Source organism: Coleofasciculus sp. H7-2, assembly GCF_042747725.1.
Classification (GTDB): domain Bacteria; phylum Cyanobacteriota; class Cyanobacteriia; order Cyanobacteriales; family FACHB-T130; genus FACHB-T130.
This window is the reverse complement of the sequence record NZ_JBHZGO010000085.1, coordinates 29,434-52,277: the sequence shown is the minus strand read 5'-3', so window position 1 is coordinate 52,277 and position 22,844 is coordinate 29,434. Positions and strand designations below refer to the sequence as shown.

Annotated in this window: 21 protein-coding genes; 16 read left to right on the top strand and 5 right to left on the bottom strand. The window is 46.3% G+C overall.

Features of this window, described 5'->3' with window-relative positions; translation table 11 throughout:
• Nucleotides 1–335: 335 nt before the first annotated feature.
• The 8 genes from ACFW2W_RS16985 to ACFW2W_RS16950 all read left to right on the top strand — a co-directional run bounded on the left by ACFW2W_RS16985 (nucleotide 336) and on the right by ACFW2W_RS16950 (nucleotide 7,985).
• Entirely contained in the window at nucleotides 336–1,769 is a 1,434-nt protein-coding gene (locus tag ACFW2W_RS16985) for a hypothetical protein (RefSeq protein ID WP_378180498.1), read from the top strand.
• Between the two features lie 326 nt (nucleotides 1,770–2,095).
• Nucleotides 2,096–3,091, top strand: coding sequence for an RNA ligase family protein (locus tag ACFW2W_RS16980; protein WP_378180495.1), 996 nt, complete (start codon nucleotides 2,096–2,098; stop codon nucleotides 3,089–3,091).
• A gap of 155 nt (nucleotides 3,092–3,246) precedes the next feature.
• Nucleotides 3,247–3,798: a DUF6939 family protein gene (locus ACFW2W_RS16975; protein ID WP_378180492.1), complete on the top strand. Its 552-nt coding sequence runs from the start codon at nucleotides 3,247–3,249 to the stop codon at nucleotides 3,796–3,798.
• A gap of 18 nt (nucleotides 3,799–3,816) precedes the next feature.
• The gene (locus tag ACFW2W_RS16970) at nucleotides 3,817–4,362 is read left to right on the top strand and encodes an RNA 2'-phosphotransferase (protein ID WP_378180489.1); all 546 of its coding nucleotides are present in this window, start codon (nucleotides 3,817–3,819) and stop codon (nucleotides 4,360–4,362) included.
• 73 nt (nucleotides 4,363–4,435) lie between these two features.
• A complete protein-coding gene (locus tag ACFW2W_RS16965) occupies nucleotides 4,436–5,644 on the top strand; it encodes an AAA family ATPase (RefSeq protein ID WP_378180487.1) in 1,209 nt (402 codons plus the stop codon).
• Nucleotides 5,645–5,834: 190 nt separating this feature from the next.
• Nucleotides 5,835–6,041: a hypothetical protein gene (locus ACFW2W_RS16960; RefSeq protein WP_378180484.1), complete on the top strand. Its 207-nt coding sequence runs from the start codon at nucleotides 5,835–5,837 to the stop codon at nucleotides 6,039–6,041.
• 163 nt (nucleotides 6,042–6,204) lie between these two features.
• On the top strand, nucleotides 6,205–7,143 hold the full coding sequence (locus ACFW2W_RS16955) for a hypothetical protein (RefSeq protein ID WP_378180481.1): 939 nt from the start codon (nucleotides 6,205–6,207) through the stop codon (nucleotides 7,141–7,143).
• A 203-nt stretch (nucleotides 7,144–7,346) separates the two neighbouring features.
• Entirely contained in the window at nucleotides 7,347–7,985 is a 639-nt protein-coding gene (locus ACFW2W_RS16950; RefSeq protein ID WP_378180478.1) for a HesA/MoeB/ThiF family protein, read from the top strand.
• A gap of 47 nt (nucleotides 7,986–8,032) precedes the next feature.
• Here the strand turns inward: ACFW2W_RS16950 and ACFW2W_RS16945 are convergent, their stop codons facing one another.
• Nucleotides 8,033–8,863, bottom strand: a complete 831-nt coding sequence (locus tag ACFW2W_RS16945) for a DUF1206 domain-containing protein (RefSeq protein WP_378180475.1) — start codon at nucleotides 8,861–8,863, stop codon at nucleotides 8,033–8,035.
• Nucleotides 8,864–9,065: 202 nt separating this feature from the next.
• Between ACFW2W_RS16945 and ACFW2W_RS16940 the strand changes: the two genes are divergently transcribed.
• The 3 genes from ACFW2W_RS16940 to rppB all read left to right on the top strand — a co-directional run bounded on the left by ACFW2W_RS16940 (nucleotide 9,066) and on the right by rppB (nucleotide 11,740).
• On the top strand, nucleotides 9,066–9,542 hold the full coding sequence (locus ACFW2W_RS16940; protein ID WP_378180472.1) for a DUF2808 domain-containing protein: 477 nt from the start codon (nucleotides 9,066–9,068) through the stop codon (nucleotides 9,540–9,542).
• A gap of 14 nt (nucleotides 9,543–9,556) precedes the next feature.
• Nucleotides 9,557–10,249, top strand: coding sequence for a two-component system response regulator RppA (gene rppA / locus ACFW2W_RS16935; protein ID WP_378180469.1), 693 nt, complete (start codon nucleotides 9,557–9,559; stop codon nucleotides 10,247–10,249).
• Between the two features lie 132 nt (nucleotides 10,250–10,381).
• The gene (gene rppB, locus ACFW2W_RS16930) at nucleotides 10,382–11,740 is read left to right on the top strand and encodes a two-component system sensor histidine kinase RppB (protein WP_378180466.1); all 1,359 of its coding nucleotides are present in this window, start codon (nucleotides 10,382–10,384) and stop codon (nucleotides 11,738–11,740) included.
• Between the two features lie 9 nt (nucleotides 11,741–11,749).
• On the opposite strand, the gene ACFW2W_RS16925 is transcribed toward rppB, so the two are convergent.
• A complete protein-coding gene (locus ACFW2W_RS16925; protein ID WP_378180463.1) occupies nucleotides 11,750–12,109 on the bottom strand; it encodes a four-helix bundle copper-binding protein in 360 nt (119 codons plus the stop codon).
• Nucleotides 12,110–12,358: 249 nt separating this feature from the next.
• On the opposite strand from ACFW2W_RS16925, the gene ACFW2W_RS16920 reads away from it, so the two are divergent.
• The 3 genes from ACFW2W_RS16920 (at nucleotide 12,359) to ACFW2W_RS16910 (ending at nucleotide 16,112) form a co-directional block, all read left to right on the top strand.
• On the top strand, nucleotides 12,359–13,054 hold the full coding sequence (locus ACFW2W_RS16920; protein ID WP_378180460.1) for a DUF305 domain-containing protein: 696 nt from the start codon (nucleotides 12,359–12,361) through the stop codon (nucleotides 13,052–13,054).
• Between the two features lie 659 nt (nucleotides 13,055–13,713).
• Nucleotides 13,714–15,321: an efflux RND transporter periplasmic adaptor subunit gene (locus tag ACFW2W_RS16915; RefSeq protein WP_378180457.1), complete on the top strand. Its 1,608-nt coding sequence runs from the start codon at nucleotides 13,714–13,716 to the stop codon at nucleotides 15,319–15,321.
• A 92-nt stretch (nucleotides 15,322–15,413) separates the two neighbouring features.
• Nucleotides 15,414–16,112: a Uma2 family endonuclease gene (locus ACFW2W_RS16910; RefSeq protein WP_378180454.1), complete on the top strand. Its 699-nt coding sequence runs from the start codon at nucleotides 15,414–15,416 to the stop codon at nucleotides 16,110–16,112.
• Nucleotides 16,113–16,155: 43 nt separating this feature from the next.
• Here the strand turns inward: ACFW2W_RS16910 and ACFW2W_RS16905 are convergent, their stop codons facing one another.
• Nucleotides 16,156–16,995 (bottom strand): GUN4 domain-containing protein, encoded by an 840-nt coding sequence (locus ACFW2W_RS16905; RefSeq protein ID WP_378180453.1) that lies wholly within the window; start codon nucleotides 16,993–16,995, stop codon nucleotides 16,156–16,158.
• Between the two features lie 90 nt (nucleotides 16,996–17,085).
• Between ACFW2W_RS16905 and ACFW2W_RS16900 the strand changes: the two genes are divergently transcribed.
• Nucleotides 17,086–20,211 carry an efflux RND transporter permease subunit gene (locus ACFW2W_RS16900; protein WP_378180450.1) on the top strand — a complete coding sequence of 1,042 codons (3,126 nt, stop codon included), beginning with the start codon at nucleotides 17,086–17,088 and terminating at the stop codon, nucleotides 20,209–20,211.
• A 49-nt stretch (nucleotides 20,212–20,260) separates the two neighbouring features.
• Nucleotides 20,261–20,749 carry a hypothetical protein gene (locus tag ACFW2W_RS16895; RefSeq protein ID WP_378180447.1) on the top strand — a complete coding sequence of 163 codons (489 nt, stop codon included), beginning with the start codon at nucleotides 20,261–20,263 and terminating at the stop codon, nucleotides 20,747–20,749.
• A gap of 140 nt (nucleotides 20,750–20,889) precedes the next feature.
• On the opposite strand, the gene ACFW2W_RS16890 is transcribed toward ACFW2W_RS16895, so the two are convergent.
• Nucleotides 20,890–21,246, bottom strand: coding sequence for a hypothetical protein (locus ACFW2W_RS16890; protein ID WP_378180444.1), 357 nt, complete (start codon nucleotides 21,244–21,246; stop codon nucleotides 20,890–20,892).
• 136 nt (nucleotides 21,247–21,382) lie between these two features.
• On the bottom strand, nucleotides 21,383–22,510 hold the full coding sequence (locus ACFW2W_RS16885; protein ID WP_378180441.1) for a saccharopine dehydrogenase family protein: 1,128 nt from the start codon (nucleotides 22,508–22,510) through the stop codon (nucleotides 21,383–21,385).
• Between the last annotated feature and the right edge of the window lie 334 nt (nucleotides 22,511–22,844).

Below are 22,844 nucleotides of genomic sequence, written 5' to 3'. Positions count from 1 at the left end.
CTTTAGCTATTAGCCAGGGGTTTAAACCTCTGGCTGGCGGACTGGCGGACTCTCAAGAAAATGATTATTAGTCGGTTTTAACCGACTTTAGCTATTAGCCAGGGGTTTAAACCTCTGGCTGGCGGACTGGCGGACTCTCAAGAAAATGATTATTAGTCGGTTTTAACCGACTTTAGCTATTAGCCAGGGGTTTAAACCTCTGGCTGGCGGACTGGCTGGCTGGCGGACTCCCAGCACGAGCCTTTACACAAATGCTCCAAGTCCTAAAAGACCTGGTGAGGGTTTAAATCCCTGGCGGACTCCCAGCACGAGCCTTTAGCTATGAGGTGATTCCCATGCAAACTACAGAGCGCGACTTGCGTTTAGATATGTTAAATAGTCTGCTCACCACGCCTCACCGGGAGCTAGAGAAGGTGAGTGAAGTTCACAAGAAGATGGTGGAAAACGACCCCATCTTCTATGGACATTTAGCGGTATGGTATCAGCGCAATGGGGATGTCCGCGACCACAAAGAGGTATTTGTGGGGAATTTGCTTACTAGCAGCTTATGGGAACACCGCGATGCTGGTTTTGTCATGCTACAAGAGTTTCCGCCTTATCAAGTAGCGCGGATTGTAGACTTCTTGAAGCAACACCGGGGTAAGTTGCCGCGTTCTACCCGAACTGCGGTGCGGCGCTATCTTTATGAACGGGAGAAAAATCCTGTATTCTTCGATCGAGCAGCGCTGCGGGCACGCAGTGCGATGAAGCACCTGTATGCTAGCTTGCATATTAAACCGAGCGATCGCGCAGATGCAGTGTTATTCAAGGACAACCCGCCAGAAGATAGTTTAGCGTTTGCGCTAAAGCTGATGGCGATCGCATCTTCACCCTTAGAGCAAGCGCAACTGATTGTAGAACACAAAATTCCCTACACAGTGGCAGTGGGAGCCATCAAACAGATGACCCCCACCGTGCTAGTCGCGCTAATTAACTCCATGACACCCCAAGAGGTGATTAACAACCTCAAGTCACTGCAATCTCGCGGTGCAATGGCAAACCCCCAGGTAAAAGCCCTCATCGACGAGAAATTGGAGAAAGCGCAAACTGATGTGCGGGTAGCAGCTCTCAAGGCGCGTGTAGCGGCAGATGCGGCGGAACTAGATGCCGAAACAGCCGCCAAGTTAGAGCGCGTCATGGACGAGCAGGTGAAAAAGCGCGGCAAAATTAATCAGCCAACCGCCCTGCTAGTCGATAAGTCTAGCTCAATGGAAAGCGCCATCGAAGTCGGGAAGCGCATCGCCGCTCTAATTTCCGGCATGGCGGCGGCAGATTTATTCGTCTACGCCTTTGACACCATGCCTTATCCGATTAAGGCGTCTGGGAACCAGTTGAGCGACTGGGAACGGGCATTCCAGCACATCAAAGCCAACGGTGCCACTAGCATCGGTTGCGGCTTGGAAGCGATGCGCCTGAGAAAGCAACTGGTTGAGCAAATCATCCTAGTAACGGACGGAGGAGAAAATAAAGCGCCCTACTTTGTGGAAACTTTCGACGCCTACAAGCGCGATCTCAAAGTAGAGCCAAGCGTCCTCATTGTCAAAGTAGGTTATTCCTACGATTGGCTAGAGCGCAAGTTACAAGAAAAACAGGCGCAAGTAGATACTTTCACCTTTGCGGGTGACTACTATTCGTTGCCGAACTTGATGCCACTTTTGTCTCGTCCTTCGCGTCTAGAGTTGCTGATGGAAATTCTGGAGACACCTTTGCCAGTCCGGGATGACAAGTAGGGGTAGGTTTTAAAAAACCTGCTCTGACAAAACAAAGTAAGGTGGGCAGTGCCCGCCTTACTCTGGACTGCATAGGTTTCGTTATCGGTGAAATATATCAACGATCGATGTAGATTTGCCGCTAGTGCAAATCTTTGCCAAAAATATATTCATCCCAAAAGATGCCATGAGCGAAATACAGACAGCGTACAAAGTGGTAGCCCTTGCCGTATGGCAAATTGTTGGCGAACAGCATCCCGATGATTTAGCAATATTAAAACGAATTTTTCGCGTTAAAGCAAAGGGAAAAAGAATTCGGAGTTGTTTCAAATTTTAATAAGTTTGTCATGAGCATCTTTAAGGTAGAAATCGTCAAAATCAACAACGTCACTCCTCATCCCAATGCTGACAGATTAGACATTTGCACGTTTGAAGGGATGGCGTATCAAGTTATTACTGCTAAGGGTAATTTTAAAACTGAAGATTTGGCGTTCTACTTCCCGATTGAAAGTGTGATTCCCGAACAGTATCTCGATGAATTTGGGATTCGCCCTTACTACTCCAAGAAACTGCGTGCAGCAAAACTACGCGGTATCTTCTCTGAAGGTTTACTGATTCCTGTTAGTGAAAAATTTACGGTAAATGTGGGCGATGACTACACCGAATACTTTGGGGTGACAAAGTACGAATATCCTCTGCCGCCAAAAAGTATGAATGGGGATATGGAAGCCCCGATTGGACACTACAAATTCCCCAGCCCAGAAAATCTCAAGCGGTATCGAGATATCCTTCAGGATGGGGAAGAAGTGGTCGTGACGGAGAAGCTTCACGGCACGAATTTCACTGTCTTGGTAGATGCTGATGAAACCATTCACGTAGGTAGCCACAACTACTTCTGGAAAAATAACGAAACTAACAATAATTTAGTCTACATTCGGGCTTACAACGAAAATCCATTTCTGCATAAACTGCCACCAAACACTCAAGTTTTTGGGGAGATTTATGGTGTACAAGATATTAAGTATGGCTTGCAGAATGGTAAGATTGGAATGGCTCTGTTTGCTGTGCGTAGCGGCAACAGATTCCTCAATTACACTGAATTTGTAGGGTTTTGTGAAGAATTTTCCTTACCCAGAGTGCCTGTTCTCTATATCGGTGCTTACAGTTGGGAAGCGGTATATCAGTTTAACAATGCTGATAGCGTATTGGTTTCAGATTGCATGATGGAAGGCGTTGTCGTACAGCCGTTAGTTGAGAGAACGCATCCAGAAATTGGGCGAGTGGTGTTGAAGTTGATAAGCGATCGCTATCTCCTCCGCAAAGACGGTACTGAGTTGCATTAGCTAGAAATAGAATAGGAGCGCACAAGCCGTGCGCCCTTACAATTGGCAAAGCAAGATTTATCGGGAATCGGTCAATCCCAGGCTGTAGTACCTTATAATACAAATACTGTCATTGTGCGATTTCCCAGCCTGTCGCCTTTGTCAGCATTGCTAAAATGCCGATTTTTGTAAAAAGTCGCCGCACATCCCTGGATACTTTGCGTAAACGCTATGACGAAGCAACGATTCTCGACTTAACTTCTCGTGGTTCAGAACCCTGGTTTCGCTTTAGTCCATTTTATCCTCATGGTGGAATTCCCGTTCCATTTTCGCCGGGACACTTTAGCTACACCGTTGAAGGTATTTGGCAGGGATTAAAAGTTTTTGAGTCTGCGGATGTAGATCCGGGCAAACTAGCGATCGCTAATATGAAGGGGATCAAGCGCACGACACGAACTTCCGGCAAGGTTCTAGGGCATCGTGCAGGCTTAACCGGAGACAAATTATTGTCCTATGCAGAAGCACGTCATGCCATCTACCTACCATCGTATAAATGGGTACTAGAGAACTATCTTCAGAACCTACTCGCGGAACTAAAACAGCTAAGTGCAGACCAAACTGTGTTGTTATTAGATTATGAAACAAACTGCGATTTAAACGATTTATCGAGTCCTTTATCCCACGCAGGTTTGGTCAAGCGATATTTAGAGGATGACTGGTATTGTTAAATTAAAAAGAGCGATTCAATGAATAATTCTCGCTTAGTTAAAATTAGCAAATATCTCAGCAAGCATCTTCGGCATACTCCTGAAGCAATTGGTCTTCAACTTGCACCTGGTGGCTGGGTTGCTGTCGATAAACTTCTAAAAGCGTGTGCAGATCGCTCTTTTATTCTTACTCGTGCTGAACTCGATGAAGTTGTCGCTAAAAATGACAAAAAACGCTTTTCCTTTGACTCAACAGGCACCTTAATTCGTGCGAATCAAGGACATAGTACAGAAGTTGATTTGCAGCTAGAAGCCGTTGTTCCTCCAGATGTGTTATACCACGGTACAGGACACGGTACAGTCGAATCAATTTTGAGTACAGGACTGTGTAAAATGTCGCGTCACCACGTCCATCTATCGAAGGATATTTCCATCGCAAAAACTGTCGGCGCACGGCATGGTCGTCCGGTCGTTTTTGCTGTAGATGCGGCGGCAATGCACAAAGCAGGATATGAATTTTACTGTTCTGAAAATGGGGTTTGGCTAGTGGATTGCGTTCCATCCGAATACTTGCAAAAAATTTAAATGGCAGTTTGGAAAAATAACTGAGCGCATTACTTCCTCATCATTCCATCACAAAGCAAGAAGAACTGAAACTATGGGATCGGGATACTTCGGAAACGACGAAAGCAATCCAGGCAACAAAAACCCGCAAGCTAAAGGCTTATTGGGTGCAGGTTGGCGACCCTTAACCCGGCAGATTGACTGGGGATTTCTTGTGCATTTAGTATTTAACGACCCCAAAGAGCTAAGCCAGAAAGCTTTGGATTTAGCTAGCGATGTTGCTGATGCAATGGGTCGCAATGAATATACTTGGTGGGCAAATATTTTAAATGTATTTTCTGAAAGTACGCGATATGAAGTCGATGAATTTTGGAATTACATTACCCCAGACCCTCCAAGTCCAGATTATCGCTTCCAAGACGTTTTAAGTGTTGATTCGCCTGTCATTCAATTTGTCAGCCGTAACAGCATTCCCATTGAACACGTTCTCAATCGGCTACAGGAAATTACTATTTTCAAAGTTCTGGAATTATTGGGACGTCCGGACATGATTACCCAGTATTATCTAGATCGATATTTTTATTATCCTGTAGATCGATTTGTTAACTGGGAACGTCTCGATATCATTAACACGGTTTATGCCTATTGGCCTCAACAGCAAGCTTGGCTAGAAATTGAAAATTTAGATCGGGGACGGCGACGCTATACCCTGATGGCTAAGGAACTAGCGCCACTGGTCAATAAAGCAACTTTTAATCTTGCAGTGATGCTGAGTGGCTACCAGAGTCGTGTGGGAAAAATTCACGGCGAATTTCCAATTCGGTCGTTTCCCGCTGACATTCAAAGCTTTACCGATAGCGTACAGCAGGCAATTCTCGACCAAAGTCAGTTAGCGGTTCTCGTCCACGGAGATCCGGGTACGGGAAAAACTGCTTGGACGCAAGCTGTAGCAAAAGAAATTCTCGCGCCTCTCGGATATGTAATTTTTATTCTGGATCACGATGCGGTTGAGAATTTTGTACCGCCAAGTTACTTAGAGCGAATTTGTCTGATTATTAACGAAGCGGATAATTTAGCAAAAAATCGCGCTTCTGAAGCCGCTCAAAATAACAACAAAACAGAGCATATTTTGAGCTTACTAGATGGAACCCTCTATCAAAGTGTCATTGATGATTCGGGGATTCATACTAAGCAAAAGTTAGTGGTTTTGATGACTTGCAATACAACTGAAAGATTAGATCCAGCCGTTTTACGCAAGGGAAGAGTTGATTTCACCTATGAATTTGCTCACCGATTTGTCTAAGGTTAGGATAAATGAGGATGCAAGGTTGTTATTTAACCACAAAGACACAAAGAACACAAAGGAAGAGTAAGAAGAGAGATATAGCAATCTTAAATGATTCGTGAAGGCGAGATATCCGACAACTCTTACGAAGTCGGGTATCTGAAGGGATAGTTCACAACTAAAATAGGATTGCTATAGATGGAATAAAATGCGCTTCAGGCAATTCAGAAATACACAATGGCTCTTTTACTACAACAGTGCTAATTTAAACCCCAATTTTGTAGGCTGGGTTGAGGTAACGAAACCCAGCATCATCCTGGGAATGTTAGGTAACGCGATCGCTCAACCCAACCTACTAGCTTCATTCAACTTAGAAATACACAATGGCTCTTTTATTACAACAATGCTAATTTAAACCCCAATTTTGTAGGCTGGGTTGAGGTAACGAAACCCAGCATCATCCTGGGAATATTGGGTAACGCGATCGCTCAACCCAACCTAACAGTTGCCTGAAGTCAGTGCCATTGCTATTAACAAAAAAATTTAGCTAAGCCAAACATCGTAATCAAGGCAATATCATGGCAGATATTCGCAATCTCCTTAACCAAATTGCTGCACAAGAAGTGCAATTACGCGATACTCAATTTCTCGCACCGTGCGTGGGTGGGGGGAAAGTCCGCGCTTCTGTAGCTGGGATGGTTTACACATTTAAACCGCAGCCACAAGAATTTGAAGGATGGGGCATTTTTCAGCCGATGAACGAAAAAAAGGCTGAGATGCTGGAGGAAGCAAACTTGCCGCAGGTGGCGGAATATCTGCGACTGTTGAAGCCGTTGCGCCTGCGTCTGGCTTATGTGTTGCAAGGGCAAACGTGGCTGGCGTACCCTGTGAATGAATCTGATATGCAGCAGCGCTTGGGTGTTGCTAAGCCGGTGCCGGTGTATTTAGTTACTGAGGGGGCAGTATTTGAGCCAGCGATCGCGCGTTGGGATGGCGCTGCTTGGTGGTTTGATGAACTCGATCGACGTGCCGATCCGCTGGTGGCGGAACAACTCAAAGAACAACTCAGAAATGGGACGGAAGCGGAAAATCTTCGCTTTGCGGGGATGACGCCAGAGATGCGGACTGTCTATGACTTGGCGTTGCAGCAGACGGAAGAATATCAACTTAGAAGACAGCAACAACTTGAGGAAGAACGCTTACGCCAGATGCGGCGGGGTACAAGACGCCAGCAGCAGGTACGGCAAGATCCGGAGCGGCAGGCGTTTTCAGGCGATGAAAGCCGCGTGCGCGATGCCTTGCGGATGGGTGGTGGCGAACTCGAAGATGTGCGCGATCGCGGTGACTTTTGGCAAGTCGAGTGGACAACCCGCAGCGGTGAACGTCAGATATCTGCAATTGCCAAGCGCGATTTGACAGTTATCAGTTCTGGGATTTGTTTGAGTGGACGCGATCGCGATTTTGACTTGCAATCTCTCGTTGGCGTGATCGAAGCGCGAGATAACTGGGACTTTTGAATAGGTAATAGGTAATGGGTAATGGGTAATAGTTCATCGTTTATTGAATTTGCCATGAACGATGAACTATTAGCAACAGAACTTACGCAAAGCTTATACATATAGCGTTCTTGTCGGTTCAATCCCCCTGTGGTTGCCCTCAGATGTAGTGATGTTGCGTAAGTCCTGAACTATTAGCAATTAGCAATTAGCAATTAACAAAAATGTCGATATTCTTTCACGAACAACTGCACAGAACACCCGCACTAATGGCACAGATTAAGGAATTTTCGCTAACTGTGTGCGGTGCGGGGGCGCTGGGAGCGAATATTACCGAAAATCTGGCGCGTTCTGGCTTTGGTAAGCTGGTGGTTATCGATCGCGATCGCATTGAGGAACGCAACCTCTCCACCCAGCCTTATTACCGCTCAGACGTTGGCGCGTACAAAGCTAAAATTCTTACTAATACCATTTACCGCGCTTTGGGTGTCGCCGTTGATGGGCGTCCGAAAGAATTAACATCAGCAAACGCTGCCCAATTGCTCAGCGGTAGCCATGTTGTCATCGATACTTTTGATAACAGCACCAGCCGTCAAATTGTCAAAGATTATTGCGCCAATGCAAATATTCCTTGCCTGCACGTCGGCTTAGCTTCCGATTACGCTGAAATTATCTGGAATGAAATTTACCGAGTTCCTTCACCAGTAAACGATGACGTTTGCGACTACCCCCTGGCACGGAATTTAGTAATGTTGGCTGTTGCCGTTGCTTGTGAAGTTATGGTGAATTTTGTTGCTACTAGAAATCGGCAAAGTTTCACTGTGACACTGGGAGATTTTGCCGTTAAGCCAATAGTTGTTTAACGCTCTCGTTACGCAGAGTTTAAACTTACCTTTGCGTTAAAAATTTACTATCTAATTACAATTCGCCGGTACCGAGCTTCTACGAAATTATAAATACCATAAGCGACCAAACCAAGCGCCACAATTCCTAACAACCAAGGACCAAAAGGTTGTTGTGCTAGTGCTGCTAGCGCCCCACCTAGTCCCTGAACTTGGTTGGCGTCAGACAGACGCCCCGCTTGGAGCAAAAATAAGCCAATAATGGAAAAGACAACGCCACGGGCAGCAATCCCAAATCTGCCAGCAAAGATTGCCCATTTCTCCTCTTTTTCGCTCATCTCGCTGACTTTCCACTTTTTGCGGAATTTTGCTTTGTAGGCTCTGTAAAATTGATAGAAGCCCATGCCAACGATCCCGGCTCCCACAAGCCCAACTAGGAATTGACCGAAGGGCTGCGCTAACAAGCGTGCTGTCCAGTCTTGTGAGGAATTACTATCGCCGCCGCCTCCCGAACCCAGGATCAGCTTAATCGCACTCCAAGCTAAACCAGCATAGATTAAGCCGCTGCCAACGGCTCCCAGGCGCGATGCAAGACCTTTGGCATCGGTGCCTTTGTTGTCAGGATCGGCGATCGCTTCCACGAAACGCCACAGCACAAAGCCAAGCAAACCCAAAGCAACAATTGCCAGCAAGAATTTCCCAAAAGGCTGTGTCACAATCGTCACCAGCGCACCCTGCGTATCGGTGGTTCTGCCGCCTGCACCAAACGCCGCCTGCGCCGCCAGCACTCCCACCGTAGCGTAAACTACCCCTCTCGCCCCAAAGCCCAAACGTGCCAGTCTTTCCACCCATGTAGAGGCATCTTCTGGTGTCATCGGTTGGTCTGGTCTGGTCTGCATCTTTATGTCTTCTGCGTGGGAGCAGGTAAATTGTGGTTTGCTACCAATTTTTTAGCAATATTTACTCTTATCTACATCTACCCAAATGCTTAACTATTGCTAATGTTGTTCTCAAACTTGTAAGCTCATATTTCATTTTGATTTCATCAAGCTCTGTCAATCTAGTTAATTAGGAAGTGATTGATTGTTAAGGAGTATTTTGATGAAAAAACTGATTTATGCCGCTGCACTCACTTTACTGCTCACATCTACTATCCCAGCTGCTCAAGCCACTGGTGTACCGGGGGATGTCAAAGCCTCGCATATAGATCATACTGGAGCGCATCCATTCAACGCTCGCTCCCCCAATGCCACTCATCACTTTGAGCTACACGTCGAGGGGCCTTCTCTTTCTCAACTTTCAATTGATGTGCCAGAGGGCATTCGCATTGGTAGGAAAATTGAGATTACCGATCGAGCGCAAAAAAAAGTTGAGGCTACCGTTTCTATTCAAGACAGAAAAGCTAAGATTGTTTTTGCTAAACCTGTACCTTCAGGAACAACACTGTCAATTTCAATGAAAGGCATCAGGACTTCAAGCTACCTTGGTCGTACCTGGCTTTATCGAGTCTCAAGTCAAATGGTTGGTTTAATAGGTGATATCCCACTGGGTACAGCCCAGATTAGAACTTATGACTAAGGAACGTGGAGTCCATGAGGGTGTTGCTAGTTGAAGATGAGCCAGATTTAGGGGCGGCAATTAAGCGAACTCTAAGTCAGGAAGCGTATGTGGTTGACTGGGTTCTGAATGGCACGCAGGCATGGGAGTTTTTAGAAACCCAGTGGACGCAATATACGCTGGCTATTTTTGACTGGTTACTGCCAGGATTATCAGGAATCGAGTTATGTCAGCGACTGCGGGGGAAAAATAATCCTCTGCCAGTTTTGATGTTAACTGCTAAAGATCGCATGGAAGATAAGGTGGCTGGATTGGATGCTGGTGCAGATGACTATTTGGTGAAGCCATTTGGCATGGCGGAACTGCTGGCACGATTGCGGGCATTGCAAAGGCGATCGCCTCAGCTTCATTCCCAACAACTACAAGTGGGAAATCTCACTTTAGATTACGGCACTCATACGGTTTGGTATCAGAATACATTGGATGACAAACAAATCATTCCTTTGACTAGCAAGGAATTTCAGTTGCTGGAATATTTGATGAAGCATCCTAACCAAATTATCACTCGCGATCAGTTGCTAAATCAGCTTTGGGAATTTAGTGCAGAACCAATGAGTAATGTGGTAGCAGCGCAGATGCGATTGCTGCGGCGTAAGTTAGCGGCTTTTGGATGCGATCGCTTTATCGAAACTGTCTATGGTATAGGCTATCGTCTGAATAGTTATTAGTCATTATTTCGATTAAAAATGATTGTAGGGAATGGTTGAGGAACGAAACCCAACACCTACTTATGTTTAGTTGGGTTTCGTTCCTCAACCCAACCTACGCTAAATAATCAAATTTCCCAATTACCAATTAACGTGAATGAAAATAAACTTTTTCAGCTAACTCGTTGGCGACTGGCAGGTTGGTATGCAGGCGTCATGGGAGTGATTTTAAGCTTGTGTGGAGTTGCGGTTTCTGAAGCGATCGCTCGTGCGAATTGGGTTGCCCTCGACCGAGAATTGGAATCTGTCGCCGGTACGCTTCACGACAGTATGGAGCCGATTTTGCAGCAACCGGGACGCTTGGAACCCGATGTCCAGCAACTATTGCCGGATATTTGTTTGGTTGGGGAAAAATGCGTTAACCAGATAGAAAATCCCACTCGTCACACTTTGGGGGCAATTCACCAAGGTAACTACTACGTGCGGCTGCTAGATAGTTCGGGACACCCAGTTGCTTTGGCAGGACTTCAGCCAGTGGGATTGCCAGCGACAGATAAAGGCGATCGCGTTTCTACAGCACAATTGTGGCAAATCCTCCAGAATCGCCAAGGCACCCGTTTTCATCAAATTTCTCTATCGCTGCATACCGAAGACAATCGCCCTTGGGGATATCTTCAGGTGGGGCGAAGTCTCAAAGAATTGGACGATCATCTGACTGCCCTGAAATTTATTCTCTTGCTGGGGTTGCCGGTAGCAATGATCGTCGTTGCCGGTTCCAGTTGGTGGTTGGCGGGGCTAGCAATGCAACCAATTTACCAATCTTATGGGCAAATCCAACAATTCACAGCCGATGCCGCCCATGAGTTGCGGACACCCTTAGCGGCAATCCAAGCAACGGTTGAATCGACGTTGAGAATGAATCAACTGAGCGAACTAGAGGCGCGAGATACTCTAAAAACCATTGAACGGCAAAATTACCGGCTATCTGAATTGGTTCGGGATTTATTGCTACTCTCCCGCATGGATCGGCAGGTGTTGTCCATCAAATATCGTCCCGCCTGTCTCAACGATCTCGTTAGCGATGTTACAGAAGAATTGTCAGCACTAGCGATCGCTGCCGATTTGACGCTTTCCACAGATATTCGCACGCCGGAACCTTTGCATGTCAACGGCGACGAAGAACAGCTGTATCGCCTGATTTTTAACTTAGTAGTGAATGCAATTCAATACACGTCCGCCGGGGGTCAGGTGACGATTATTTTAGATAGTAATAATTCTCACGCACTAATTTATATAAAAGATACTGGCGTTGGGATTGCACTCCCAGAGCAGACGCGAATTTTTGACCGCTTTTATCGGGTAAATAGCGATCGCTCTCGACACACTGGCGGTTCTGGATTGGGTTTGTCAATCGCCAAAGCGATCGCAATTGCCCACAACGGCAGCATCGACATTCAGAGCGAATTGGGCAAAGGCAGCACCTTTACGATTCGACTGCCTTTGCATAATTAAATGAAAATGTCAAGCAGTTGCCATTGACATCTGGCGGCATGAATCGGCACAACGGCGACACATCTGAGCGCACTCTTTCATCTGAGGATCGTCACCCATCCGATCGCAATCTTGGGAGCAGCGATCGCAAATCTCAGCACAAACACCACAGGTACGGGCATGGAGATCGGAACCACGCAGCATAAAATTAGCACTTGTCTGGCAAATCTCCACACAGTCGAGCATCAGGCGAATGTGAGCTGCGTCTGCGTGCATTCCGCCTTTCTGTAAGCAGTACGATACAGTATTCAAGCAGGTGCTATGGCAATCCAAACAGTTTTGAATGCACTGCTGCATTTCTGGGCTAATTTGATGCAGATGATGTGACATTAGTTTTACCTCTTTTGCTTGAGTTAACTGTCATTGGAGGTACTTGTACCTCTTGGGGTTAACTTTAGAAAGTTGGATGCTTGACTGCGTCTATCTAATTAAATACGTTGGATTTCTTCCTAATGACATATTAGAATTTCATCCTAATTTCATTTTTTTATAAGACACTGAGAAATGCCTACTGCTTTCTTGACGTAACGTAGAGAGCAGAAGCGAGAATAGTCAAACAAATTGATGCCCATAAAGTCTATGCAACCTAATTTTTTAAAAAATGGTTTTTTTGCTGTCACCCTGGTAGCGATCGCCTCCATGACTGGCGGATTTCTGACAGCTTGTTCTAGTGGCTCCCAAAACCAAGCCCAAGCCCCAAACGCCTCTCCATCAGATGCTGGCGGCATGGAAAATATGGGACACGGAAGCGGCATGAATCATAGCATGGCAATGGATTTAGGAGCAGCCGATGCTAACTACGATCTGCGGTTTATCGACGCAATGACCGTGCATCATCAAGGTGCAGTGATGATGGCAAAAGAAGCCCAGCAAAAATCGAAGCGTCCTGAAATTAAACAGCTAGCAGACAATATTATCAAAGATCAAAACAAAGAAATTAATCAAATGACACAGTGGCGACGGGCATGGTATCCCCAAGCCAGCAAACAGCCTGTTGCTTACGGAGGTGCAGACAAATCTGTAGTCCCCATGTCAGAACAACAACGCCAAAGCATGATGATGTCTGGAGATATGGGCGCTGCTGATGCTGAATTCGATCTGCGTTTTATCAATGGGATGATTGCTCACCATGAAGGCGCTTTAACAATGGCTCAAGATGCACTCAGTAAGTCTAAGCGCTCCGAAATTAAACAATTGTCCCAACAAATTATCACTTCCCAAAAAGCAGAAATTGAGAAAATGAACCAGTGGCGACAAGCCTGGTACAAAAAGTAATTCAGAAAGTTAATTGAAAGCAGGAAGCGGCGATAAAACAGCACCGATAGGTGAGGCAAAAACTCACCTATAGCAGAATGGCACTGACTTAAGCCCTAAACTAAAGTTTGGGCTAAAAGCTCGCAACCCGTTTCAACGGGTTAAAAGCTTACCCAGTAAGCTTTAGCTTGACATAGCTGTGAGCCGGAAATTTATTTCCAGGCTCCTTGCGTCAGTGCCATTCACCTATAGCAGGATTTCTGCCTCCCCGTGAACCTACCGTGTACACACAAGTCGGCAGACCTCTCCCCAAACCCCTCTCCACCTCTCCCTAACCCTCCCCTACAAGGGGAGGGAAAAGGAATAAATTTTTTTGGCTGGAGAGGGGCTTTGAATATGGCGCCCCTTCCCTATGAGGGAAGGGGCGGGGGGTTGGGTCTGGGAGCGCTTTGAGCAACAAATAAGTCACTTGTGCGAACACCGTAGCCCCGCGAACGGGGAGGGGTGAGGTTCCGGATTTCATCCTAATTTCATTCTTTTGTGCAAACTTAAATCTTTAGATGGTGGTTTAACGCTGTTGCGGTCAGCATCGCTGATTATTTCGGCAGTAGGCAAGTGCCCTTGCTAGAGGGCTGAATTAACACCTCGGTATCCCATCCAAACGCAAGAAACCCCTAGTTATGCTTTTTTTTGCAAGCTTCAAGCCATCTAAGGCACGCGATCGCTTATTTGGGACACTTCTGAGCCTACTGCTACTGGCTGCACCAACCTCAGTTCTCGCCCATGCTGGACATGGGGACGAATTTCATGGGGAAACCGAAGCCAGTCAAGGAACTCCACAAGGAATTCAAGTGGATGCCCAAACAGCAAAACGGATGGGAATTGAGGTAAAACCAGTCGCTCAACAACGGCTGGATTTTGGCATTAAAACCACGGGTCAAATTGAAACTTTGCCTAGCCAAAAAGCAGAAGTGACATCACCGACTGCGGGGAAAATCGTTGAGCTTCTCGTGGAACCCGGTGCAGTAGTGCAAGCAGGCAAAGTCGTCGCCGTCATCGCCGCACCCGACTTAGTAGAACTGCGCGTAGGTTCCCTAGAAAAACGAGCCGAAGCCGAAGCGGATCTGCAACAGGCGCAAGCAGATTTAAAGCTAGCCCAAGAAAATTATCAGCGATACTCGCAGATAGCCGCCGCAGATATTCAGCAAGCTCGCACTGAACTAGCAGTCGCTCAAGAACAGTATGAACGCGATCGCGAGTTGGCGCGTGCCGGAGCGATGCCACGTCGCCAAATGCTGGAGTCTCTTGCTCACCTGGCAGAAGCCAAAACCCAATTGACCAAAGCAACCAGCCGTCGGGAAGTTCTGGAAGCCGAAGCGCAACTCAAACGCGCCCAATCGGCTGTAAAAGTCGCAAATTCCCGGATTCGCCTGAGTAACGCCGCTTATCAGACGCGGCTGCAACAACTGGGAACCCGCGCCAATGAGCAAGGACTGGTGACGGTAACGGCTCCCATTTCTGGCACCGTTGCCGACCGGGAAATTACCCTCGGTCAATCGGTGGAGGAGGCGGGGGCAAAGCTAATGACCATCCTGAATAATAATCGGGTGTGGGCTACGGCGAATATCTACGAAAAAGATTTAAATAAGGTGAAAATTGGGCAACGGGTGAGCGTGAAGGTCACTAGCTTGCCGAATCGCACCTTCAAGGGCAAGATTGCGGTGATTGGCTCGGTTGTAGAAGGGGAAACGCGGGTCGTGCCAGTCAAAGCCGAACTGGATAACCCTGGCGGACAGTTAAAGCCGGGGATGTTTGCAGAATTGGAAGTATTAACCGACCAAACTCCCGCGCCTATCTTAGTTATTCCCACTTCAGCAGTGGTAGAAACTAATGGCAGGCAGCTAGTTTACGTGCAAAATGGTACCGCTTTTGAGCCAGTTGAAGCCACCTTGGGGCGAACGATGGGAGACTTAGTTGAAGTCAAGGGAAGTTTGTTTGAGGGCGATCGCATTGTCACCCAAGGAGCCATTCAACTTTACGCCCAGTCCTTACGCGGAAGCAAGGGAGCAGGAGAGCAGAAAACTACTCCTCAGCCCTCAGTCCTTAGTCCTCAGCCCTCACTTCCTTGGTGGGTTTTGCCAGCCGGGGGAGCGATCGCATTCGTTGCCTTTTGGTTAGGACGCCGCACCAGTAGCAATCAGCCATCAGCGATTAGCTTAGTTGACTTCTCAACTTCCCAAACAAACAAAACTCAAGACTCTAATTCCCACCAACCAATACCAAAGTAACGTAAAAAGGGGCAATATTTGATTGCGCCTTTTTGCAGCATCAAAGCCCGCTCAAGCTAAGATCCAGTCATAAAGCTGCTCTTTGAGCCATTATGGTAAACTACAATCCGCTGCAAAATCTGCCCTCTAGTGACGAACTACCAGATTCTGACGACACTCCAGTGGATCATGAATTGCAAATCCTCATCCCCACCTTGCTGAGGATAATTTTAAATTGGCTGTGGGCTAGTCGTAACGACTGGTTTTTCGGCGTTAATATGGGCATTTACCATACAAGTGGGAGAAATCCTAGAATTGCCATAGTTCCCGATAGTTTCCTGAGTTTGGGAGTACCGCGCCTCAAAAATGGCAAGTTACGACCAAGTTACATCGTTTGGGAAGAAAATAACATTGTCCCAACTTGGGTCTTAGAAATCGTTTCCAAAACCTACGGGGGAGAATACGACGAGAAAATTACCGATTATGCCCGATTAGGGGTGTTGTACTATTGCGTTTACAACCCCGATTATTGGCGGCGCGACAAACATGACCCCTTAGAGGTTTATCGCTTGGTGGACGGGAAATATGTACGTCAACCGGGGGAACCTATCTGGATGCCGGAGATTGGCTTAGGAATTGGGCGCGAGATTGGCACACACGATCGCTGTCAGCGGGAATGGCTTTACTGGTATGACGAGGAGGGTAATCGATTCCCAACGCCAGATGAACGGGCACAGAAAGAGCAGCAACGAGGGGATCGGTTGCTAGAGTTACTACGGAAAAGGGGTATTGACCCGGAAACTCTGAGTTAGCGGATTTAATTTGTGTAAGTGACGAGCGAGAGAATTTTACAATCTACCTGTCTTTGTCAGAGAGAAGAAACACGTATGCTTGTCTCTTTTCCCACCAAAACCCAGTCACACCCCAACTCAACCCACCCAACCTGATAGCAACAGCAGGCAGATGTCCATCGAGAGCTGAGGAATTGAAGGTAAGGTCATCGACTTGTAGGCAGTTTTTATTCACGCGCCATCCTACGCGATCGCTAAAAGGTTCGTAAATTTGATCGCTAGCGTTGAGATTTCCTCCTACGCTTTTCCAAATTTGCTTTTGTACACTATATCCAAAGCGTCCATCAGAGGATTTTAACCAAAGTTGGTCGATAGCGCGAAGGTCTTCATAGGGGAATTTTTCGATGGATGCTACATCCAGCCAACCTTCTTTTTCTCGACCTGCCACTTGAAGCCGAATCCTGAGCGTTTCTTCGTCAGCTTCTTTCCATCTTCTAGATGCTAGAAGATCGGCTAGTTTTGAAGCTAACGTTGGCTTACTTTGTGGAGTTGCAGGCTTTGCGAAAAACTCATTGATAGATGGTTTCAAGTCGCGCATACCATCTTCAGTCTCACCAATCAAACTTCTCAGTGGCGGTGACTGGATGGTTGTTTCTTGATTCTTCGGCTGCGGCTGATTTAAGTTTTCCAGCTTTCTTGCTTCTTCTCGCTGAGCTAATCGCTGCTGATTTAAGTTTTCCAGCTTTCTTGCTTCTTCTCGCTGAGCTAATCGTTGATGTTTGTCTTGTTCGCGTCGTTGCTCCTCTTGTCGCTGGTGTTGCTTCCATGCAGCCCAGGCTAACACTCCCGCCGCTACTACTGCGACGATTACGAGCATCACCCCAATAATTGCTATCCTACGCACAACTCCTCTACTTCTTAGCTTGAATTTCATCCTGATTTCATTTTGCTGTGTCAACTATTAAAAAGGGATTCTCACGACAACAACTGACAAATGCTCAGTACCATCATTAAGTGGTCTATTAAACAACGCTGGCTAGTTGTCCTCGCCGCCATGCTGGTGACAGTTTGGATATTTCGCGTGGCGTCGCAAATGCCGGTGGATGTATTTCCCAGCTTTGCTCCACCCCAAGTCGAAATTCAAACTGAAGCCCCCGGATTAGCACCAGAAGAAGTAGAATCTCTGGTTACTTTACCGATTGAAAGTGCTATTAATGGGACTCCCGGCGTCACAACAGTACGCTCCGCTTCAGCGGTGGGACTTTCAGTTGTGAAAGTTATCTTCAACTGGGAAACTGATATTTATCAAGCCCGACAATTGGTGACAGAACGATTGCAGCAAGCGCAAGAAAAGCTGCCAGGAAGTGTTGATTCACCGCAAATTTCTCCGATTAGTTCTCCAATCGGCACTGTATTGCAATATGCTTTCACTGTTGATGAAGGCAACAGGCAACAAGCAAATTCACTCAGCACTGACTTGATGGAGGTCAGACGTATCGTAGATTGGCAGGTGACAAACCGCCTTTTAGCGGTTCCTGGCGTCTCGCAGGTAATCGCTTATGGGGGTGATATTCGCCAGTATCAAATATTAGTCGATTCCGCAAAGTTGAAAGCTTTTGATGTATCTTTGCAGGACGTGACTGAAGCCGCAGAGAAAGCCAATGTTAACGCTCCGGGTGGATTTTTGATCAACCCAGATCAAGAGTTATTAATTCGCGGTGTTGGACGGATTGAGTCGATTGAAGACTTGCGACAATCAGTGATTACCTCTCGGAATGGAACACCGATTAGATTAGGCGAGGTCGCTGAAGTCAAAATTGGTGCCGCACTCAAGCGTGGCGATGGCAGTTTTAATGGCAAAAAGGCAATTGTGGTCATGGTTAACAAACAGCCACAAGCCGATACTCCCACTGTCACTCGTGCCATTGAGGCGGCAATGAAAGAGGTGAAATCGAGTTTACCTCCGGATGTAAAAATGACGGTTACTTTCCGTCAAGAAGACTTTATTGACGCCTCGATTGAAAATGTCCGGGAAGCGCTATTTGAAGGCAGTATTATTGTTGCCTTTATTCTTATCCCGTTTTTGATGAATTGGCGCACTCTTGTTGTGAGTCTTACCGCACTTCCCTTGTCTTTGCTGTTAGGATTGTTGGCGTTAAATTGGCTGGGATACGGTCTGAATACGATGACTCTGGGAGGCTTAGCAGTTGCGATTGGCTCAGCCGTTGATGATGCCATTGTAGATGCCGAAAATGTCTACCGTAGCTTGCGAGAAAATAAGCTGGCAGAGAAACCAAAGTCACCATTAGAAGTTGTCTTTGAAGGTTGTCAGGAGGTGCGTGATTCTCTATTTGGTGCCACTTTAATTACCGTAGTCGTCTTCTCGCCAATTTTCGCCCTCGCGGGTGTGGAAGGTCGCATTTTTACACCGATGGGAGTGGCTTATTTAGTAGCAGTTCTGGCTTCTAGCGTTACCGCACTCACTATTACTCCAGCTTTATGTGCCATCTTACTGCCTCACGGTCGCTTACCAGAAAAAGAACCTTGGGTGGCGAGATTTTTTAAAGGACTTTATCGTCCGTTTTTAATGTTTTCTTTGCGGAATTCTCAGCTGATTTTGGGAGTTGCTGTGGCGAGTTTAGTGGCTGCAATTTTAATTGTCCCCTCGTTGGGACGGGTGTTTTTACCGGAGTTCCAAGAGCGATCGCTCGTCAACACCCTGACTCTCTATCCCGGTGTCTCCCTAGAAGCAACTAATCGCGCCGGTTTTGCCCTTCAGGATGCGCTCAAGGATGACCCCCGGTTTGATTTTATCCAGTTACGCTCAGGAAGGGCACCCGGAGATGCGGATGCGGCGGGTGTCAATTTAGCACACTTAGATGTAGAACTGAGCGAACAAGGGATAAAAGACCGGCAAGGAAGTATTGAAAAGCTAAGAGCAGAATTTGCCAAATTACCAGGAGTTGCGCCGAATATTGGCGGATTTATCTCTCACCGCATGGATGAGGTGCTGTCAGGGGTGAGGAGTGCGATCGCTGTCAAAATTTTTGGTCCGGATTTAGAACAACTCCGCACTCTTGGTAAACAAGTCGAAGAGATTATGAAAACTGTTGAGGGTGTCGTAGACTTGCAACTCGAACCCCAACTGCCAATTAGACAGGTACAAATCCAGTTTGATCGCCAACAAGCGGCTCGTTATGGATTATCGGTAGGAGAACTTTCCGAAACTATTGAAACTGCACTCAATGGACGTGTAGTTTCTCAAGTTTTGGAGGAACAACAAACTTTTGACCTCGTTGTATGGTTAAAAGAAGATGCGAGGCGCAATCTAGAAAGCATCCGCAATTTATTAGTGAGTACACCAACAAATCAAAAGATTCCCTTAGCTCAGGTAGCAAAAATTGGCTACGGTACTGGACCGAATACCATCAACCGGGAGAATGTTTCCCGCTTAATTGTCGTCTCCTCTAATGCTAGCGGTCGAGATTTGCGCTCTGTCGTTGATGAAATTAGAGCCAAAGTTAAACAACAAGTGCAATTACCTGCTGGTTACTTTATCCAATACGGCGGTCAATTTGAGTCGGAAGAACGCGCTACTCAAAATATCTTGATATTCAGCGCGATCGCGTTTGTGGTGATTACGGTATTAATCTACTTGTCTGTTAAGTCCATCCCCTCAACCGCGATGATTATGATTAATTTGCCCTTGGCATTGGTGGGAGGTGTAATTTCAGTAGCACTAACGGGTGGGATTATTTCCGTCGCCTCTCTAGTTGGCTTTATTACTTTATTTGGAGTTGCCACTCGCAATGGATTGTTATTAGTTGATAATTACAACGCTAAATTTGCCACGGGAATGCCTTTTTGGGAAGTAATCATTCAAGGTTCGATGGAACGGCTCAATGCCATTCTGATGACGGCTTTTACCTCCGCTTTAGGATTAGCACCTCTGGTAGTGGGAGGCGGCGCAGGAAAGGAAATCCTACAACCGTTGGCGGTAGTTGTGTTAGGAGGGTTGTTTACTTCTACGGCGTTGACGCTGTTAGTTCTACCCGCTTTGTATGCCAAGTTTGGCAAAGTTTTGCTGCCGAAACAGGTAAAGCTTGTGTCTGAATTATAAGTTGCAAGAAGAATTTAAACCACAAAGACGCAAAGGACGCGAAGAGAAAATGAAATTATTGAAGGCAAGTTTAATTGTTTTGAGTAGTGTCGGTTTAATGGTTTTGGGCGCTTGCACTGGCGAACAGCAGGCAGCGAAACCTGATAATAGTCCCACAGAGGCGAAAACGAGTCTTCCTGCTGTTTCTCCTTCAGAAACGGCAACCAAAGCCGATCATTCACAACCGTCCAAAGGGGGTAAAGTCGTCGAGGCGGGAAAATATCATTTAGAGTTTGTGCCTGAAAAAGAAGCTAATGGCACTCACTTAGATTTTTATCTTCAGAAAGGTGACACCCACGAAGCAGTTTCTAATGCTAAAGTGACGGCTCAAGTTCAGTTACCCAATGGGGGTCAAAAAACCCTAGATATGAAATACGATGTTCAGGGTAAACACTACGCTGTTTTGCTACCCGAACCAGCATCAGGGGAGTATAAAGTGGTTTTTCTCTCTGAAATTAATGGTGAAAAGGTGAATGGTCGTTTTACCTTTAATCGCTAGTAATTCTAGGGGTACAAAGCTAGTAGGTTGGGTTGAGGCAACGAAATCCAGCCTGCACTGCATAAGCATTTGTTGGGTTTCGTTCCTCAACCCAACCTACAACTGACAATCCCGTACCCTTAGAATGCTAAAGATTGGATTTAGTCGTTGCCTGTGACCTTTTGAATCAGGTCTTGCGCTTTTTCTATTAAGTTAGGCTCGTTATTTTCTTCTTTGGACTTGATTACAGTTTTTTCGTTTGCCTTCTCATTATAGTTAAAGGGTTCATTAGCGTTTCCTGAGTTTTGCTTATCCTCTTCGAGCAAACCTGTTGCTTCGCTATATTGGTAGGCGCGGTCAACCCTTTCGTCTGGTGTCAGCTTGTTTTTTGAATGTAACACTGCATAACTAGGCTGTGCGGCGATGAATAAACTTGCCACACTGATTAAAGTCATCAAACCTAAAACAAAAATATTCTTATGCAATCTTTGTTTTAAAGCCAATAAAATTCGTTGCATGGAAATTTCCTCTCAATTGCTTTTTGTGAGACTTGATGATGCGCGAGTAGATATGACTACTAACACAATTTACAAGTACGAAATGCATCGTACTTATCTAGTTACATCTGTGCCTTCTGCCGCAGGATACATTCGTTTATTTTTTCAACCATTCATGATGAATTTTTATTCCTCGGCTCTGCATAGTTTGTTCAAATAAATCAGTGGAAAGTGCCTGTTCTACGGGCCAGACGCCTGGTTTTTTTAGTTTTCCTGCCAACAATAACTCGGCAAGCGTGCCGGTGCCATAACCGGCTGCTACGGCTGTATTTTCATGCACTAAAGTTGAGCAATAACTTGCTGGCTGACCATCTTTATGACCGCTGACTTCAGACCGAATTGCTACACCGATGCCGGTGAAGCGATCGCTAAAATCTGTCATGCGGTGGCTGACGCGAGCTAAAAATTCGATGACTTTTGGGTTGTTGAGCCAGCTAGAGGGCCACCAGTGGGCAACGCTCCAAGTTAGATAATTGTAAAAATCGGGAACTGTACCAAATTTGGTGATGACAGTTTTAACGGGAAAGGTGTCGGGTAGCGTGAAGGCTTCTGGCATATCAAACCAGTAAACGCCGATGCGACCATAGGGAGGAGGAAATTCAATGGTTTCGCGATCGCTATACGGCTTGATTATCTGCCATTGACCATCTATCCAAGCTTTAAAAGGGCTTTGTAGCCCTAGAAATGTAGTTCGCATCACCGTAATGCCAGCACCCCCCGACCCCGATACTAGATAGCTCAGATGAATGCGTTCTGTCTCATCTAGTTGCTCGACGCCCTGGCGTACCATGCTATTAGAAATACCGGGGAAAATACCCGTGTTAATAATTGCCGTAACTCCAGCGGCGGCGGCTTCGTCTCGGTAATCCAAAACTTTGCGAGTAAAAGATGGGTGATCGCTGACATCCAGATAGTTGACACCCATTTCTATACAGGTTTTTAGCACTTGGACATCTCGGTAGTGAAACGGCCCCGCACAGTGGATTACTAGATCGCAAGAGGCGATCGCATCCCTCAACGCTTCTCGATCCGCTAAATCCAAAACTCGAAATTGCACTTGCGATCCCAGCTTTTCACTGACCAACGTTGGCAAGGTTGCAACACCGTGCGCTCCGATTGGGTTTCTGCCGGTAACGGTAATTTGCGCCTGTGTGTGAGCGACGATATCCGCCGCCACATTGCTACCAATCCGTCCGCTTCCTCCCAGAATTAAAACCCGTGTCATTAATCAAGTTGTTAACGTTATCTTCAGTTCATCAGGTTTGCCTGCTTCTCTCCATCGGTACCAAGGCAGACTTTTTCCTAACTAGAAAGGATGATAGACAAGTTTTATATAAAGCCGCGAAGATGAATTTGCCAAGCAGCTGACCTACATCAGATTCCTTTCACACCCAGCTCTAGTGAGTAGCATCTACCCGAAAACTTCACACTCTTACATTATACTTAAGGAAGATGTACATATAAATTTTCTATGTTATTCAAACAAATACCAATAAAGCTGGCGTCAGAAGTCTTTTGTCAAAAGGCTTCTGACTGCCGTCAATAGTTCATGAATGAAG